Origin of the sequence: Enterobacter sp. 50588862, from assembly GCF_001462935.1 — a bacterium.
GTDB classification, from domain to species: Bacteria; Pseudomonadota; Gammaproteobacteria; order Enterobacterales; family Enterobacteriaceae; genus Enterobacter; species Enterobacter bugandensis.
The window spans coordinates 243,426-260,669 of record NZ_LNHM01000036.1 but is presented as its reverse complement, the minus strand read 5'-3'; the positions used below and the strand labels follow the sequence as shown (position 1 = coordinate 260,669).

Annotated in this window: 12 protein-coding genes; 6 read left to right on the top strand and 6 right to left on the bottom strand. The window is 55.0% G+C overall.

Annotated features, from left to right (window positions below; translation table 11 throughout):
• The first annotated feature begins 21 nt into the window (after nt 1–21).
• A complete protein-coding gene (speE, locus tag APT89_RS19410; RefSeq protein WP_028015536.1) occupies nt 22–891 on the top strand; it encodes a polyamine aminopropyltransferase in 870 nt (289 codons plus the stop codon).
• A complete protein-coding gene (gene speD / locus APT89_RS19405; RefSeq protein ID WP_041911227.1) occupies nt 892–1,686 on the top strand; it encodes an adenosylmethionine decarboxylase in 795 nt (264 codons plus the stop codon).
• Nucleotides 1,687–1,717: 31 nt separating this feature from the next.
• Here speD and yacL read toward each other — a convergent pair whose 3' ends face one another.
• Both yacL and acnB read right to left on the bottom strand, forming a co-directional pair.
• Entirely contained in the window at nt 1,718–2,080 is a 363-nt protein-coding gene (gene yacL, locus APT89_RS19400; protein ID WP_041911228.1) for a protein YacL, read from the bottom strand.
• Between the two features lie 190 nt (nt 2,081–2,270).
• The gene (gene acnB, locus APT89_RS19395) at nt 2,271–4,868 is read right to left on the bottom strand and encodes a bifunctional aconitate hydratase 2/2-methylisocitrate dehydratase (RefSeq protein WP_045631164.1); all 2,598 of its coding nucleotides are present in this window, start codon (nt 4,866–4,868) and stop codon (nt 2,271–2,273) included.
• An 891-nt stretch (nt 4,869–5,759) separates the two neighbouring features.
• On the opposite strand from acnB, the gene APT89_RS19390 reads away from it, so the two are divergent.
• Complete coding sequence (locus APT89_RS19390; protein ID WP_060573325.1) at nt 5,760–7,316, top strand: DUF3300 domain-containing protein; 1,557 nt, start codon at nt 5,760–5,762, stop codon at nt 7,314–7,316.
• A gap of 10 nt (nt 7,317–7,326) precedes the next feature.
• Nucleotides 7,327–8,118 carry a DUF2950 family protein gene (locus APT89_RS19385; RefSeq protein ID WP_047363475.1) on the top strand — a complete coding sequence of 264 codons (792 nt, stop codon included), beginning with the start codon at nt 7,327–7,329 and terminating at the stop codon, nt 8,116–8,118.
• 52 nt (nt 8,119–8,170) lie between these two features.
• Here APT89_RS19385 and lpdA read toward each other — a convergent pair whose 3' ends face one another.
• The 4 genes from lpdA to pdhR form a co-directional block, all read right to left on the bottom strand.
• A complete protein-coding gene (gene lpdA / locus APT89_RS19380) occupies nt 8,171–9,595 on the bottom strand; it encodes a dihydrolipoyl dehydrogenase (protein WP_003856313.1) in 1,425 nt (474 codons plus the stop codon).
• Between the two features lie 175 nt (nt 9,596–9,770).
• The gene (aceF, locus tag APT89_RS19375; protein WP_060573322.1) at nt 9,771–11,672 is read right to left on the bottom strand and encodes a pyruvate dehydrogenase complex dihydrolipoyllysine-residue acetyltransferase; all 1,902 of its coding nucleotides are present in this window, start codon (nt 11,670–11,672) and stop codon (nt 9,771–9,773) included.
• Nucleotides 11,673–11,686: 14 nt separating this feature from the next.
• The gene (gene aceE, locus APT89_RS19370; RefSeq protein WP_041911233.1) at nt 11,687–14,350 is read right to left on the bottom strand and encodes a pyruvate dehydrogenase (acetyl-transferring), homodimeric type; all 2,664 of its coding nucleotides are present in this window, start codon (nt 14,348–14,350) and stop codon (nt 11,687–11,689) included.
• A gap of 123 nt (nt 14,351–14,473) precedes the next feature.
• Nucleotides 14,474–15,238, bottom strand: a complete 765-nt coding sequence (pdhR, locus tag APT89_RS19365) for a pyruvate dehydrogenase complex transcriptional repressor PdhR (protein WP_006173806.1) — start codon at nt 15,236–15,238, stop codon at nt 14,474–14,476.
• 263 nt (nt 15,239–15,501) lie between these two features.
• Here pdhR and APT89_RS19360 point away from each other — a divergent pair, with 263 nt between their 5' ends.
• Nucleotides 15,502–15,729 carry a hypothetical protein gene (locus APT89_RS19360; RefSeq protein WP_082632956.1) on the top strand — a complete coding sequence of 76 codons (228 nt, stop codon included), beginning with the start codon at nt 15,502–15,504 and terminating at the stop codon, nt 15,727–15,729.
• Between the two features lie 46 nt (nt 15,730–15,775).
• The gene (gene aroP, locus APT89_RS19355) at nt 15,776–17,146 is read left to right on the top strand and encodes an aromatic amino acid transporter AroP (protein ID WP_028015528.1); all 1,371 of its coding nucleotides are present in this window, start codon (nt 15,776–15,778) and stop codon (nt 17,144–17,146) included.
• Nucleotides 17,147–17,244 lie beyond the last annotated feature (98 nt).

Sequence of the window (17,244 nt, the reverse complement as noted above, 5' to 3'; positions counted from 1 at the left end):
TAACAAAGGAGGAGTCCGCGTATGGCCGACCACACGTTGTGGCATGAAACACTGCATGACCAGTTTGGTCAGTACTTTGCCGTTGATAACGTGCTCTATCATGAGAAAACGGATCACCAGGATCTGATCATCTTCGAAAACGCCGCCTTTGGCCGCGTGATGGCCCTGGATGGCGTTGTGCAAACGACCGAGCGCGACGAGTTTATCTATCATGAGATGATGACCCACGTTCCGCTGCTGGCCCACGGACACGCGAAGCATGTTCTGATTATCGGCGGCGGCGACGGCGCAATGCTGCGCGAGGTTTCACGTCATCGTTCCATTGAAACCATCACCATGGTTGAGATCGATGCGGGCGTGGTCTCTTTCTGCCGCCAGTACCTGCCCAACCATAATGCCGGCAGCTATGACGATCCGCGCTTTAATCTGGTTATCGACGACGGCGTTAACTTTGTTAACCAGACCACGCAGACCTTCGACGTGATTATCTCTGACTGTACCGACCCCATCGGCCCTGGCGCGTCGCTGTTTACCTCCTCGTTCTACGAAGGCTGCAAGCGCTGCCTGAACCCGGGCGGTATCTTCGTCGCACAAAATGGCGTCTGCTTCCTGCAGCAGGATGAAGCCCTCGACAGCCATCGCAAGCTCAGCACCTATTTCGGTGACGTCAGCTTCTATCAGGCGGCGATTCCAACCTATTACGGCGGGATCATGACCTTTGCATGGGCAACGGACAACGACGTGCTGCGTCATCTCTCTACCGAAATTATCCAGGCCCGCTTCCATCAGGCCGGGCTCACGTGCCGCTACTACAATCCGGCTATTCATACCGCAGCGTTTGCTCTGCCGCAGTACCTGCAAGACGCATTATCCACTAAGGGGGTGAGCTAATTGAAAAAGCTTAAACTACATGGCTTTAACAACCTGACCAAAAGCCTGAGTTTTTGTATTTACGATATCTGCTATGCCAAAACAGCGGAAGAACGCGATGGTTACATCGCCTATATCGATGAACTCTACAACGCCAACCGTCTGACCGAGATCCTGTCAGAAACCTGCTCGATCATCGGTGCCAATATTCTGAACATCGCCCGACAGGATTATGAGCCCCAGGGTGCCAGCGTCACCATTCTGGTCAGCGAAGAGCCGGTCGACCCGAAGCTTATCGACAAAACTGAACACCCGGGTCCGCTGCCGGAAGTGGTCGTCGCCCACCTCGACAAAAGCCATATCTGCGTTCACACCTACCCGGAAAGCCACCCGGAAGGTGGGCTGTGCACGTTCCGCGCGGATATTGAAGTGTCGACCTGCGGCGTGATTTCCCCGCTGAACGCGCTGAACTATTTAATCCACCAGCTGGAATCGGACATCGTCACGATTGATTATCGCGTGCGCGGTTTTACCCGTGATATCAACGGCATGAAGCACTTCATCGACCACGAGATCAACTCCATTCAGAACTTTATGTCTGAGGATATGAAATCGCTGTATGACATGATGGACGTGAACGTGTACCAGGAAAACATCTTCCATACCAAGATGATGCTTAAGGAGTTCGACCTTAAGCACTACATGTTCCACACGAAACCGGAAGATTTAAGTGAAGAAGAGCGCAAGGTCATCACCGACCTGCTCTGGAAAGAAATGCGCGAAATCTACTACGGCCGCAATATTCCGGCCGTGTAAGTGTTGCCCGGAGCAGGGACGCTTCGGGGAGTTACTTCTGTTTCATGAACTCACGATAGGCATTCACTACCTGCAGGAAGTCTTCCACGCCGCACAGCGACAGGCTCTCTTCGTCGTAGTAGCTCATCCCCTCTTCCATCTCATCCCCTGAAAACTCAAGCTGGTTGGCGCGCACCATCACCTCTTCGCCGTCCATCCACAGGGTGTACTCATGCCCGGCACGTTGCCAGGAGCGCTCACTGCCTTTCACCGTATTTGCCGCCTGTTCGACTTCATCAAGAAGGGCGAGATTTTCTTTCACCTCTTCGTTAAACCAGTGTCCAACGGCTTCGTGCCCCATCGACATGCGCACTTTCACCACGCCAGTGATGTCGCGCAAAAATTCGTAATCCATAGCGTTTTCCTCTGCAAAGCCATTAGGGTAATTATCGCAGCAGAGGGAAAGAAAAAAAGCGGGAGAGGTGGGAGGAATGAAAATAAAAAGGTGAGAGCAAGGCCCTGCGGCCTGATGCCCTCACCCCGTCCCTCTCCCACGGGAGAGGGTGCAAACACTAAAAACCGTCTCGTAGAGACGGTTTTGCTGTTTATACTGCCGTCTGGAAGATAACCCCGTCAGCCTTCTCGGTGTACTGAGAAAGCTGGTCAAAGTTCAGATAGCGATAGGTATCCACCGCCGTCTTATCCACCTGCGCCACAAAGGTCTGGTACTCTTCCGGCGTTGGCAGTTTGCCAATCAGCGCCGCAACCGCCGCCAGCTCCGCAGAGGCCAGGTAGACGTTCGCACCAGTACCTAAACGGTTCGGGAAGTTACGGGTAGAGGTGGAAACCACCGTCGCACCGTCGGCCACGCGCGCCTGGTTACCCATACACAGGGAGCAGCCAGGGATTTCGATACGCGCCCCGCTCTTACCGAACACGCTGTAGTAACCCTCTTCGGTCAACTGAGCCGCGTCCATACGGGTTGGCGGTGCCACCCACAGGCGGGTCGGCAGCTGGCCTTTGTGGGTATCCAGCAGCTTACCGGCGGCGCGGAAGTGGCCGATGTTGGTCATGCAGGAGCCGATGAACACTTCGTCGATCTTATCGCCCTGCACGTCAGAGAGCAGACGCGCATCGTCCGGATCGTTCGGCGCACAGAGGATTGGCTCTTTAATATCCGCCAGATCGATGTCGATCACCGCCGCGTACTCTGCGTCAGCATCGGCTTCAAGCAGCTGCGGATCCGCCAGCCATTTTTCCATGCCCTGAATACGACGCTCCAGCGTACGACGGTCGCCATAGCCTTCCGCGATCATCCATTTCAGCAGCACGATGTTGGAGGTCAGATACTCAATGATCGGCTCTTTGTTCAGCTTGATGGTACAGCCAGCCGCAGAACGCTCGGCGGATGCATCGGTCAGCTCAAATGCCTGCTCAACTTTCAGATCCGGCAGACCTTCAATTTCCAGGATGCGGCCAGAGAAGATGTTTTTCTTGCCTTTCTTCTCAACGGTCAGCAGGCCCTGTTTGATGGCATACAGCGGGATCGCGTGAACCAGGTCGCGCAGAGTGATGCCCGGCTGCATTTTGCCCTTGAAGCGCACCAGCACGGATTCAGGCATGTCCAGCGGCATTACGCCGGTCGCTGCAGCAAACGCCACCAGGCCGGAGCCCGCCGGGAAGGAGATACCGATTGGGAAACGGGTATGGGAGTCACCGCCGGTACCCACGGTATCCGGCAGCAGCATACGGTTCAGCCAGGAGTGGATGACGCCGTCACCCGGACGCAGTGACACGCCGCCGCGGTTCATGATGAAGTCTGGCAGCGTGTGGTGCGTGGTCACGTCAACCGGCTTCGGATAGGCCGCCGTGTGGCAGAAGGACTGCATCACCAGGTCAGAAGAGAAGCCCAGGCACGCCAGGTCTTTCAGTTCGTCACGGGTCATTGGGCCAGTGGTGTCCTGAGAGCCCACGGAGGTCATCTTCGGCTCGCAGTATGCGCCAGGACGAATACCGGCGACGCCGCAGGCACGACCCACCATTTTCTGTGCCAGCGAGAAGCCGCGGTTGCTTTCTGCCACGTCTTTCGCGTGACGGAAAACGTCGGAGTGCGGCAGACCCAGCGCTTCACGCGCTTTGGTGGTCAGGCCGCGCCCGATGATCAGCGGAATACGGCCACCGGCACGCACTTCGTCAATCAGCACGTCGGTTTTCAGTTCGAAGCTTGCCAGCAGCTCGTTGGTTTCGTGGTTGCGCACTTCGCCTTTATACGGGTAGACGTCAATCACGTCGCCCATGTTCAGGTTGCTCACATCTACTTCAATTGGCAGCGCGCCCGCATCTTCCATGGTGTTGAAGAAGATTGGCGCAATTTTACCACCGAGGCACAGGCCGCCGCCGCGCTTGTTCGGCACGTGCGGAATGTCGTCGCCCATGAACCACAGTACGGAGTTGGTGGCGGACTTACGGGAAGAGCCGGTACCCACAACGTCACCGACGTAGGCCAGCGGGAAACCTTTCTTCTGCAGCGCTTCGATCTGTTTGATCGGGCCAACCACGCCCGGCTGATCCGGCTCAATGCCTTCACGGGCGTTTTTCAGCATCGCCAGGGCGTGCAGCGGGATATCTGGACGAGACCACGCGTCCGGAGCCGGAGACAGGTCATCGGTGTTGGTTTCACCGGTCACCTTAAAGACGGTCACGGTAATTTTTTCCGCCAGCGCAGGGCGGTTCAGGAACCATTCGGCATCGGCCCAGGACTGCATCACCTGCTTCGCATAGACGTTGCCCGCTTTGGCTTTTTCTTCTACATCGTAGAAGTTATCGAACATCAGCAGCGTGGAAGAGAGCGCTTTAGCGGCAATCGGTGCCAGCTTGTCGTTATCCAGCGCGTCAATCAGCGGATGAATGTTGTAACCACCCTGCATGGTGCCGAGCAGTTCAATGGCTTTTTCAGGAGTAACCAGTGGGGAGGTGGCTTCGCCTTTGGCGATAGCAGCAAGGAATCCGGCTTTTACGTAGGCAGCTTCATCTACGCCAGGCGGTACGCGGTTGATCAACAGATCTAACAGGAATTCTTCTTCGCCCTTAGGCGGGTTCTTCAGCAGCTCGACGAGCGCGGCCATTTGGGTTGCATCTAAAGGTTTGGGTACAATTCCCTCGGCGGCACGTTCTGCTACGTGCTTACGGTATTCTTCTAGCACGACGGTTCTCCTCGCTCTCATTGTCATATGCGGCGGGCGTTCTCTTCACGCTCCTGTGAGACAGCAGTTTGTAGGGTAAATGCCCGATACCGCGTCGGGCAGCATAGCAGGATTTCTGCACAGTGTTAATCCGTTTACAAAAAAGCAACATTAAAAAGTTTGCTGAATCGTTAAGCATGGTGTAGCGGGGAGACGAGGTGAATTTTGGGGACAAAAAAACCGCCTGATAGCGGTTATTTTGTTGCCTTGCGGTGGTAGCACACCGGGTTGGCAGGTTTGCGGCAACCCCAACGCAATGAATTTTGCATCACACCCTGCAGGCTTGCAAGCCATTATGTCAATTTTGCGTAGCACCTTCCTGTTTCGAATGAAAAACCGGTTAACTTCATTTATCAACTTCAGAATTCCCACTGAGTCGATTACGCTTCATCTCGGCCTGCTTCGCTGGTGTAGCAACCAGTCACCGGGCCCGGGAGCAGTTCCGTAACCTACGCGGCAACACCAACTTGCCTGGTTCAGTCTTTCCCGGTGAAGAATGAACCCGCGTAGCCTGTACAGGAACGCACGCAATGGAGATGCGAGTCTATGCGCTGATCGTTGTGACCGGTTTACTGCTTACCGCACTGCACGGTGGCTGGAACATATCCGACATCACGGTGCTGTTTGTGGTTAACCTCGGCAACTAGCTGCTGGCCGCTCGCAAGAGCGGCCTTCTGAATTCCCGGCGCCTTTTCCCGCATCGCATATAATTGTGTAATAAATACTCACACTCTTTATCCGGACGTACCGGACGCTTCCCAATAAAAGTCAAAACAGTAAAAGACGGGTGAATAATACTCACGCCAACCGTAACGCCTCACGGCACAGCGCCTGTCTCGTTGGAGTCATTTTATGAAGTTGCCCTTTAAGCCACATCTGCTTGTCCTTCTGTGCAGTGCCGGGCTGTTTGCCGCCTCAGGCGTCATGTTTGTCAAAAGTCGTGCAACGGAACCCGTTGCGCCAGCCCCCGTCGCGCAACAGCCAGTTGCTTCGGCTACGCCGGCAGTAGCACAACCCGCCCCTGTGGTCGCGCCAACCTACACTGCCGCGCAAATCGATCAGTGGGTTGCCCCCATCGCGCTCTACCCGGATGCTCTGCTGTCACAGATCCTGATGGCCTCGACCTACCCGGCCAACGTGATTCAAGCGGCGCAGTGGTCCAAAGACAACCCCAAAATGGAAGGGGACGCCGCGATTCAGGCCATTGCCAGCCAGCCCTGGGATCCCAGCGTAAAATCCCTGGTCGCGTTTCCTCAGCTTATGTCGCTGATGGGAGAGAATCCGCCGTGGGTACAAAATCTGGGCGATGCGTTTCTCGCCCAGCCGAAAGATGTAATGGATTCTGTTCAACGCCTGCGCGCGCTGGCGCAGAAGACCGGCGCCTTGCAATCTACGCCTCAGCAGACGGTCACCACGGTAACGAAACCCGCACCGGCAAAAACCAGCACCACCGAGTCAACGTCAACCACCACGTCCGCACCGGCCCCGACGGTGATCAAAATTGAATCTGCCGACCCGCAGGTGGTTTACGTCCCCACCTATAATCCCAATACGGTTTACGGGACCTGGCCCAACACCGCCTATCCTCCCACCTATCTCCCGCCCACGCCCGGAGAGCAGTTTGGCAACAGCTTCGTCAACGGCTTAGGTTTCAGCCTGGGTGTCGCCACAACTTATGCCATCTTCAGCAACATCGACTGGGATGATGACGATGACTGGGACCATCATCATGACGGTGACTGGGATAATCACGGCGGCTACAACCGCAACGGTGATAACAACATCAATATTAACGTTGAGAACTTCAATAAAATCAGCGGACAACGCCTGACGGACGCCAACCGTATCTGGCAGCACAACCCGGCCTATCGGGAAGGTGTCCCCTACCCGACAAACCAGCTCAACACGCGTTTCCACTCCACCAACACGGCCACGGGGCTTAGTGCAACGCAACAACCGGTTAATCGCGATAGCCAGCGTCAGGCGGCGCTGAGCCAGATGGAGAAATCGACAGGTAAAACCTTCCCACAGACTGCTCGCCCGGGCACGAAAGCGGCGCAGCGACAGGCCTCAAGTGAACAGCTGAAACAGATTTCTCAGCGCAATAACTACCGTGGCTATGACACCAAACCGCAGACGGCGAAGCGGGCCACCACGCAGCAGCGAGAAAACCGCCAGACCACCGCGCAGAGACAAGAGAAACGGGTTCAGCCCTCTCAGCAACGTCCCTTCCAGCAGCGAAACAGTCAGCTCCGGGCCAATGCACTGAGCGGCAACGACAGCCGTTCCGCCAACTGGCAGGCGCAGCAGCAGCGTGGGGCGCAAAGCAGACACCTCGCCGCTCGTCAGCAGCAGCTACGCCCGGCAGCGGCTGGACGTGCTGAGCACCGTGAATTCCGTCATCGCTAAGGGAGCCGACATGAAACGTAAATTACTCAGTGGAATGGTGTTGTTCATGGTCTCGGCGACCGTCATGGCGCAGCAATCCTTCAGCTCACCAGAACAGGCTACCAATGCGCTGGAAAGCGCCATCCGCGAGCAAAACGAAAGCGCGATGAACAACCTGCTCGGCGAAAACTGGCGCGATTTTCTGCCATCTGAAGGCGTTGATCCTGACGCAGTCGATCGCTTTCTGCGCGACTGGAAAGTCCGTCATAACACCATTGTCGAAGGCGATAAAGCGCATCTGGTTGTCGGAGACAGCGGCTGGCAACTTCCCATTCCGGTGATCAAAACCGCCTCCGGCTGGCAATTCGATATCAAAGAAGGGGCTGAAGAGATCCTGACCCGTGAAATCGGGCGTAACGAACTTGCCGCCATTGAAGCCCTGCATGCCTATGTTGATGCGCAGCAAAGCTACTTTGCGATGAACCAGAAATACGCACAGAAGATTGTCAGCTCGGAAGGGAAGAAAGACGGTTTGTACTGGCCCGTCTCACCCGGCGAAACGCCCAGTCCGCTCGGACCGGCATTTAGCCCGAAAGAGCCGGGTACCGGCTATCACGGCTATCGCTTCCGGATCCTGCCGGATAATAACGGTTTCGCGATGGTGGCGTGGCCTGTCAGCTATGGTCAGACAGGCGTCATGAGCTTTGTGATAAACCAGGACGACAAGGTGTACCAGTCCGATCTTGGCAGCGATTCGGAGCAGAAGGCCCGGGCGCTGGCCTCATACGCACCTGATAACACCTGGCAGCCTGTAGCCCCCTGAACGCCGCGCATAAAAAAAGCGGCCTCAGGCCGCTTTTTTTATCTGAAGAAAATTATTTCTTCTTCGCTTTCGCGTTTGGCAGGTCAGTAATGCTACCTTCAAACACTTCAGCCGCCAGGCCCACGGACTCGTGCAGAGTCGGGTGCGCGTGGATGGTCAGCGCGATGTCTTCCGCGTCACAGCCCATTTCGATAGCCAGACCGATTTCACCCAGCAGCTCACCGCCGTTGGTACCGACAATCGCACCACCGATAACGCGGTGAGTCTCTTTGTCGAAGATCAGTTTGGTCATACCGTCTGCGCAGTCGGACGCGATAGCACGGCCAGAAGCCGCCCACGGGAAGGTGGCGGTTTCGTAGCTGATGCCTTTCTCTTTCGCTTCTTTCTCGGTCAGACCCACCCATGCCACTTCTGGCTCGGTATACGCGATAGATGGGATCACTTTCGGATCGAAGTAGTGCTTCATGCCGGCGATAACTTCAGCGGCAACGTGGCCTTCGTGAACACCTTTGTGCGCCAGCATTGGCTGACCGACGATATCGCCGATAGCAAAGATGTGCGGCACGTTGGTACGCAGCTGTTTGTCAACGCGGATGAAGCCACGGTCGTCCACTTCCACGCCAGCTTTGCCCGCGTCGAGGTTTTTACCGTTAGGCACACGGCCGATAGCCACCAGCACGGCGTCGTAACGCTGTGGTTCGGATGGGGCTTTTTTGCCTTCCATGGAAACGTAAATACCGTCTTCTTTCGCTTCAACGGCAGTCACTTTGGTTTCCAGCATCAGGTTGAATTTCTTGCTGATGCGCTTGGTGAAGACTTTAACGATGTCTTTGTCAGCAGCCGGGATAACCTGGTCGAACATTTCAACCACGTCGATCTCTGAACCCAGCGCATGGTACACGGTACCCATTTCCAGACCGATGATACCGCCGCCCATCACCAGCAGACGCTTAGGCACGGTTTTCAGCTCCAGCGCATCGGTGGAATCCCACACGCGCGGATCTTCATGTGGAATGAATGGCAGTTCGATTGGGCGAGAGCCTGCCGCGATGATCGCGTTGTCGAAGTTGATCACGGTTTTGCCGTTTTCGCCTTCCACTTCCAGGGTGTTCGCACCGGTGAATTTACCCAGACCGTTTACCACTTTCACTTTACGGCCTTTGGCCATACCCGCCAGACCGCCGGTCAGCTGAGTGATAACTTTCTCTTTCCAGGTACGAATTTTGTCGATGTCGGTTTTCGGCTCGCCGAAGACGATACCGTGTTCAGCCAGCGCTTTGGCTTCTTCGATCACTTTCGCTACGTGCAGCAGCGCTTTAGAAGGGATACAGCCGACGTTCAGACAAACACCGCCGAGGGTGCTGTAACGTTCTACGATGACGGTTTCCAGACCTAAATCCGCTGCGCGAAATGCTGCGGAGTAACCTGCCGGGCCTGCCCCAAGTACTACGACCTGAGTTTTGATTTCTGTGCTCATCATGACCTCTTAGTTTATACCCGTCGTCCACCGGGTCGTTCTATCCGCCCGCAGTTTACAAAATTGTTAACAATTTTGAAACAACAAACGGCTCACGAATTGTCGCTTTCGCCAATAACCTCACAAACACCATGAGATTATCAGAAAAAAGCCGGCCGACTGGCCGGCTTTTCGATTACATCACCAGGCGGCGAATGTCGCTCAGCATGTTGTTGATGATGGTAATGAAACGCGCACCATCAGCACCGTCGATCACGCGGTGGTCGAAGGACAGAGAGATTGGCATCATCAGACGCGGCACGAACTCTTTGCCATTCCACACCGGCTCCATCGCGGACTTGGACACACCGAGGATAGCCACTTCCGGCGCGTTAACAATCGGTGCGAAGTGGGTGGTACCCAGGCCGCCGATGCTGGAGATAGTGAAGCAGCCGCCCTGCATTTCGCCGGCAGTCAGCTTACCATCACGCGCTTTCTTGGAGATGGTGGTCAGTTCACGGGACAGCTCAGTGATGCTCTTCTTGTTCACGTCTTTGAAGACCGGAACAACCAGACCATTAGGCGTATCTACCGCAACACCGATATTGATGTATTTCTTCAGCGTCAGCTTCTGGCCGTCTTCGGACAGGGAGCTGTTGAAGCGTGGCATCTGCTCCAGAGCAGCGGCAACGGCTTTCATGATGAAGACCACTGGGGTGAATTTCACGTCCAGTTTACGCTTCTCAGCTTCGGCGTTCTGCTGTTTACGGAACGCTTCCAGATCGGTGATATCGGTTTTGTCGAAGTGGGTAACGTGCGGGATCATCACCCAGTTACGGCTCAGGTTCGCACCAGAGATTTTCTGGATACGGCCCAGCTCCACTTCTTCGATTTCGCCGAACTTGCTGAAGTCCACTTTCGGCCATGGCAGCATGCCCGGGATACCGCCGCCAGCGGCTGCAGCTGGTGCAGCTTCGGCGCGTTTCACCGCGTCTTTCACGTAGGCCTGAACGTCTTCGCGCAGGATACGCCCCTTACGGCCGGTCCCTTTCACTTTCGCCAGGTTCACGCCGAATTCGCGCGCCAGGCGACGAATCAGCGGAGTCGCGTGGACGTAAGCGTCGTTTTCAGCGAACTCTGATTTTTCTGCTTTTGCAGCAGGGGCAGCGGCTGGTTTAGCAGCCTGAGCCGGTGCAGCAGCCGGTGCTGGAGCAGCCGCGGCAGCCGGAGCTGCGGCAGGCGCAGCGCCTTCCACTTCGAAGACCATGATCAGAGAGCCGGTAGACACTTTGTCGCCGGTGCTGATTTTGATCTCTTTAACGGTACCGGCGAACGGCGCAGGGACTTCCATAGAAGCCTTGTCGCCTTCAACGGTGATCAGTGACTGTTCAGCGGCAACTTTGTCGCCCACTTTCACCATCACTTCGGTGACTTCAACTTCGTCACCGCCGATGTCCGGTACGTTAACGTCTTTCACGCCGCCAGCAGCCGCTGGTGCAGCAGCCGGAGCTGGAGCAGCTTCCGCTTTCGCTGGAGCCGCAGCGCCTTCAGCGCCCGCCACTTCGAAGATCATGATAAGCGACCCGGTAGACACTTTGTCGCCGGTGTTGATCTTGATCTCTTTTACGGTACCGGCGAATGGCGCAGGTACTTCCATAGAGGCTTTGTCGCCTTCTACGGTGATCAGTGACTGCTCGGCCGCAACGGTATCGCCCACTTTCACCAGGATTTCGGTAACTTCAACTTCGTCACCGCCGATGTCAGGCACGTTAACGTCTTTCGCTGCCGCGGCAGGTGCTGGAGCAGCGGCGGCCGGAGCGGCTTCTTTCTTCTCTTCCTGCGCAGGTGCAGCAGCTGCTGCACCGTCGGCGGAATCGAAAATCATGATCAGTTTACCGGTCTCGGTTTTATCGCCAACAGAGACTTTGATCTCTTTAACGATGCCAGCCTGAGGAGACGGGACTTCCATAGAGGCTTTGTCGCCTTCTACGGTGATCAGCGACTGTTCAGCTTCAACTTTGTCGCCCACTTTGACCAGGATCTCGGTGATTTCAACTTCATCAGCCCCGATGTCCGGTACATTGATTTCGATAGCCATTATTCTTTTACCTCTTACGCCAGACGCGGGTTAACTTTTTCTGCATCGATGTTGAATTTGGTAATTGCGTCCGCAACCACTTTCTTATCGATTTCGCCACGTTTAGCCAGTTCGCCCAGTGCTGCTACAACCACGTAAGAAGCATCAACTTCGAAGTGGTGACGCAGGTTTTCGCGGCTGTCAGAACGACCGAAGCCGTCAGTACCCAGAACGCGATAATCATCAGCTGGAACGTAAGTACGAACCTGCTCAGCGAACAGTTTCATATAGTCAGTAGACGCCACCGCTGGCGCGTCGTTCATCACCTGAGCGATGTACGGTACGCGTGGGGTTTCCATTGGGTGCAGCATGTTCCAGCGCTCACAATCCTGGCCATCACGCGCCAGTTCGGTGAAGGAAGTCACAGAGTAAACATCGGAACCCACACCGTAGTCTTTCGCCAGGATCTGCGCTGCTTCACGCACGTGACGCAGGATAGAACCGGAGCCCAGCAGCTGAACTTTACCTTTGCTACCTTCAATGGTTTCGAGTTTGTAGATACCTTTACGGATACCTTCCTCGGCACCTGCTGGCATTGCCGGCATGTGGTAGTTTTCGTTCAGAGTGGTGATGTAGTAGTAAATGTTCTCTTGCGCTTCACCGTACATGCGCTGCAGGCCGTCATGCATAATGACAGCAACTTCGTACGCGTAGGACGGGTCGTAAGAGATACAGTTAGGGATAGTCAGAGACTGAATGTGGCTGTGGCCATCTTCGTGCTGCAGACCTTCACCGTTCAGAGTCGTACGACCAGAAGTACCACCGATCAGGAAGCCGCGAGCCTGCTGGTCGCCTGCCTGCCAGCACAGGTCACCGATACGCTGGAACCCGAACATGGAGTAGTAAATGTAGAACGGAATCATCGGCAGGTTGTTGGTGCTGTATGAAGTCGCAGCAGCCAGCCAGGATGCGCCTGCGCCCAGCTCGTTGATACCTTCCTGCAGAATCTGACCTTTCTCGTCTTCTTTGTAGTATGCAACCTGCTCACGGTCCTGCGGGGTGTACTGCTGGCCGTTCGGGCTGTAGATACCGATCTGACGGAACAGACCTTCCATACCGAAAGTACGCGCTTCGTCGGCGATGATTGGCACCAGGCGATCTTTGATCGACTTGTTCTTCAGCATCACGTTCAGGGCACGAACGAAAGCGATAGTGGTAGAGATCTCTTTGTTCTGCTCTTCCAGCAGCTGAGAGAAGTCTTCCAGCGCTGGCAGTTCCAGCTTCTCGGTGAAGTTAGGCTGACGAGCTGGCAGGTAGCCTTTCAGCGCCTGACGACGTTCGTGCAGGTACTTGTGCTCTTCAGAGCCTTCCGGGAAGGTGATGTAAGACAGGTTTTCTACCTGCTCATCGGTCACTGGAACGTTGAAACGGTCGCGGATATAGCGCACGCCGTCCATGTTCATTTTCTTAACCTGGTGAGCGATGTTTTTACCTTCTGCGGTATCACCCATGCCGTAACCTTTGATGGTGTGGGCCAGGATTACAGTCGCTTTACCTTTGGTTTCACGCGCTTTTTTCAGTGCAGCGTAGATTTTCTTCGGATCGTGACCACCGCGGTTCAGGGCCCAGATCTGCTCATCAGTCCAGTCTGCAACCAGCGCTGCGGTTTCTGGATATTTGCCGAAGAAGTGCTCACGCACGTAGGCACCGTCTTTGGATTTGAAGGTCTGATAATCGCCGTCAACGGTTTCGTTCATCAGCTGGATCAGTTTACCGCTGGTGTCTTTACGCAGCAGTTCGTCCCAGCGGGAACCCCACATGACTTTGATCACGTTCCAGCCAGCACCTGCGAAGATGCCTTCCAGTTCGTTGATGATCTTGCCGTTACCGGTTACCGGACCATCCAGACGCTGCAGGTTACAGTTGATGATGAAGCACAGGTTGTCCAGCTTTTCACGGGTCGCGATAGTGATCGCGCCTTTAGATTCTGGCTCATCCATTTCGCCGTCGCCCAGGAAGGCGTAAACGGTCTGCTCGGAGGTGTCTTTCAGACCACGGTGTTCCAGATACTTCAGGAATTTCGCCTGGTAGATCGCACCGATTGGGCCCAGACCCATAGATACGGTCGGGAACTGCCAGAATTCAGGCATCAGTTTAGGGTGCGGGTAAGAAGACAGACCTTTACCGTGAACTTCCTGACGGAAGTTGTTCATCTGTTCTTCAGTCAGACGACCTTCCAGGAATGCACGTGCATAGATGCCCGGAGAGATGTGGCCCTGGAAGTACACCAGATCGCCGCCGTCTTTCTCGTTCGCTGCACGGAAGAAGTGGTTGAAGCACACTTCGTAAATGGTCGCAGAAGACTGGAAGGACGCCATGTGGCCACCCAGTTCCAGGTCTTTCTTGGACGCGCGCAGAACGGTCATGATGGCGTTCCAGCGGATTGCAGAACGGATACGACGTTCCAGATCCAGATTGCCCGGGTATTCCGGTTCGTCTTCAACGGCAATCGTGTTTACGTAGTTGCTAGCCCCTGCACCTGAAGCAACCTTCACGCCGCCTTTGCGAGCTTCAGAAAGCAGCTGATCAATCAGATACTGAGCGCGCTCAACACCTTCTTCACGGATGACCGATTCGATCGCCTGTAGCCAGTCGCGAGTTTCGATCGGATCCACGTCATTTTGGAGACGTTCTGACATGGGGGTATTCCTTATCTATCTAATACGTTGATTTGTCTGGAACCTGTCCCATTGTGCTCTTGGGCAAGAACACAATAAGACAGGTTCTGCGTTTAGTTGCCGCGCTCTAAAAGTACCTGGCGCTTAATCCTTTCGTTGCTGTATGCGGCGTAATGAACGTTCGCGACGCGATTGTTCACGGCTGCGGTCCAGCAAGATTTCCTCAATGAAAGCCAGGTGACGGTGCGACGCTTCGCGCGCCTGCTCCGGCTCCCCGGCCATTATCGCCTCGAATACTCGGGTGCGATGGTTGCTTACCAGCGGGAGCATCTCCCGACGGGCATACAACAATTCAAAATTCTGACGAACGTTCTGGGCCAGCATCGGCTCCATGCAGCGTAGCAGATGGAGGAGCACCACGTTGTGTGCCGCTTCGGTGACGGCGATTTGATACTGGACAACGGCGCTGGACTCGGCGTCTAAATCGCCGGACTGCTGTGCCCGTTCAATGGCCTGATGCAGTTCGCGGATACGCACGCGATCTTCATCAGTGCTGCGAAGGGCGGCGTAATAGGCCGCAATACCTTCAAGCGCGTGACGGGTCTCAAGCAGGTCAAACTGGGATTCTGGGTGGTCAGAGAGAAGTTCTACCAGCGGATCGCTGAAGCTCTGCCACAGGCTGTTTTGCACAAAGGTTCCGCCGCCCTGGCGACGAAGCAGCAAGCCCTTTGCTTCGAGGCGTTGAATCGCCTCACGCAGAGAGGGACGTGAAACGTCGAACTGTTTTGCCAGCTCGCGTTCTGGCGGAAGTTTCTCACCCGGGCGCAGAGTCCCTTCGAGGATTAAAAACTCCAGCTGCTGCTCAATCACATCAGATAGTTTTGGTTGGCGAATTTTGCTGTAGGCCATATTCCCTGTCTTACGCCTTTTTGCCCGGAGTCAATTGGTCTTACCAATTTCTAGTTCGTATCGCTAAAGTAACAAAGTATTCACCTTCTGTCCATATTGGTTTTGATTGAAATCAGTAAACCCTGCACATTTTAACAACCTTACAGAAATAACGTTTCAGAAATGTAACTTTGCACAAATGAGTTGATTACTCCCAAAGAGGGAGTTTTAACCATAATGAAACGAGGGGTTTTGCAATCTGAAGCGATTCAACATGGCAAATAATGAAAATTCGCCCACTTAAGAAGCATTTCTATTCTATAGGTTGGGTTAGGAAGAATAAGCGGGCCGATTTACAAATGCTTTCTTTTTATTCAAGTCGTCAGCATCCCTTCATAAAGCAGGTGCATTCGCAGGCGCTTACCACTATTCTGGCGCGTACGGAAGTCATCTCCGCTTTTTTCGGTTTGTTTAACCGTAAAGAAAAAAATACAGAATATGGACTTTCATAATTACACACGCACAGCGTGAACATAACAACCACACACGAGGTTTCAAATGGAAGCTCAACAGCACGGCGATCAGCTAAAGCGCGGACTTAAAAACCGCCATATACAGCTCATCGCACTGGGCGGTGCGATTGGTACCGGCCTGTTTCTGGGCAGCGCATCCGTTATCCAGTCAGCCGGTCCGGGTATTATTTTGGGTTACGCGATTGCGGGTTTCATTGCTTTTCTGATCATGCGCCAGCTTGGCGAAATGGTCGTTGAAGAGCCGGTCGCAGGCTCGTTCAGCCACTTTGCCTATAAATACTGGGGCAGCTTTGCGGGCTTCGCCTCCGGCTGGAACTACTGGGTGCTGTACGTTCTGGTTGCTATGGCCGAGCTGACCGCCGTCGGGAAGTACATTCAGTTCTGGTACCCGGAGATCCCCACCTGGGCGTCTGCTGCAGCCTTCTTCGTGATTATCAACGCCATTAACCTGACCAACGTAAAAGTATTCGGCGAGATGGAGTTCTGGTTTGCCATTATCAAAGTCATTGCCGTTGTGGCGATGATCATCTTCGGTGGCTGGCTGCTGTTCAGCGGCAACGGCGGCCCGCAGGCTACCGTGCGTAACCTCTGGGAACAGGGCGGCTTCCTGCCTCACGGCATGACCGGTCTGGTGATGATGATGGCGATCATCATGTTCTCCTTCGGCGGCCTGGAACTGGTGGGTATTACCGCCGCCGAAGCCGATAACCCGGAGCAAAGCATTCCGAAAGCCACAAATCAGGTTATCTACCGTATTCTGATCTTCTATGTGGGCTCACTGGCCGTGCTGCTCTCCCTGCTGCCGTGGACGCGCGTGACCGCTGACACCAGCCCGTTTGTTCTCATCTTCCACGAGCTGGGCGATACCTTTGTCGCCAACGCCCTGAACATCGTGGTGCTGACCGCAGCGCTCTCCGTTTACAACAGCTGCGTATACTGCAACAGCCGTATGCTGTTCGGCCTGGCCCAGCAGGGCAACGCGCCGAAGATGCTGCTCAACGTGGATAAACGCGGCGTGCCGGTGAATACCATCATTGTTTCAGCCATCGTGACCGCGCTGTGCGTGCTGATTAACTACATGGCACCGGAATCGGCGTTTGGCCTGCTGATGGCGCTGGTAGTCTCCGCTCTGGTTATCAACTGGGCGATGATCAGCCTGGCGCACATGAAGTTCCGCCGCGCGAAACAGCAGCAGGGCGTCACCACGCGCTTCCCTGCCCTGCTCTATCCGCTGGGTAACTGGATTTGCCTGCTGTTTATGGCGGCCGTGCTGGTGATCATGCTGATCACGCCGGGCATGGCGATTTCCGTCTACCTGATCCCGGTCTGGATTGCGATCCTTGGCGTTGGCTATCTCTTCAGCCAGAAAAGCCGTAATGCCATGAAGGCGCACTAAACCTCTCGCCGCGGCACCTGTTTTTGAGGGTGCCGCGCGTTGTTACCTCCTTCACACTTTCACGCCAACAGCACATTTATCCATATCACCGCCCTGAT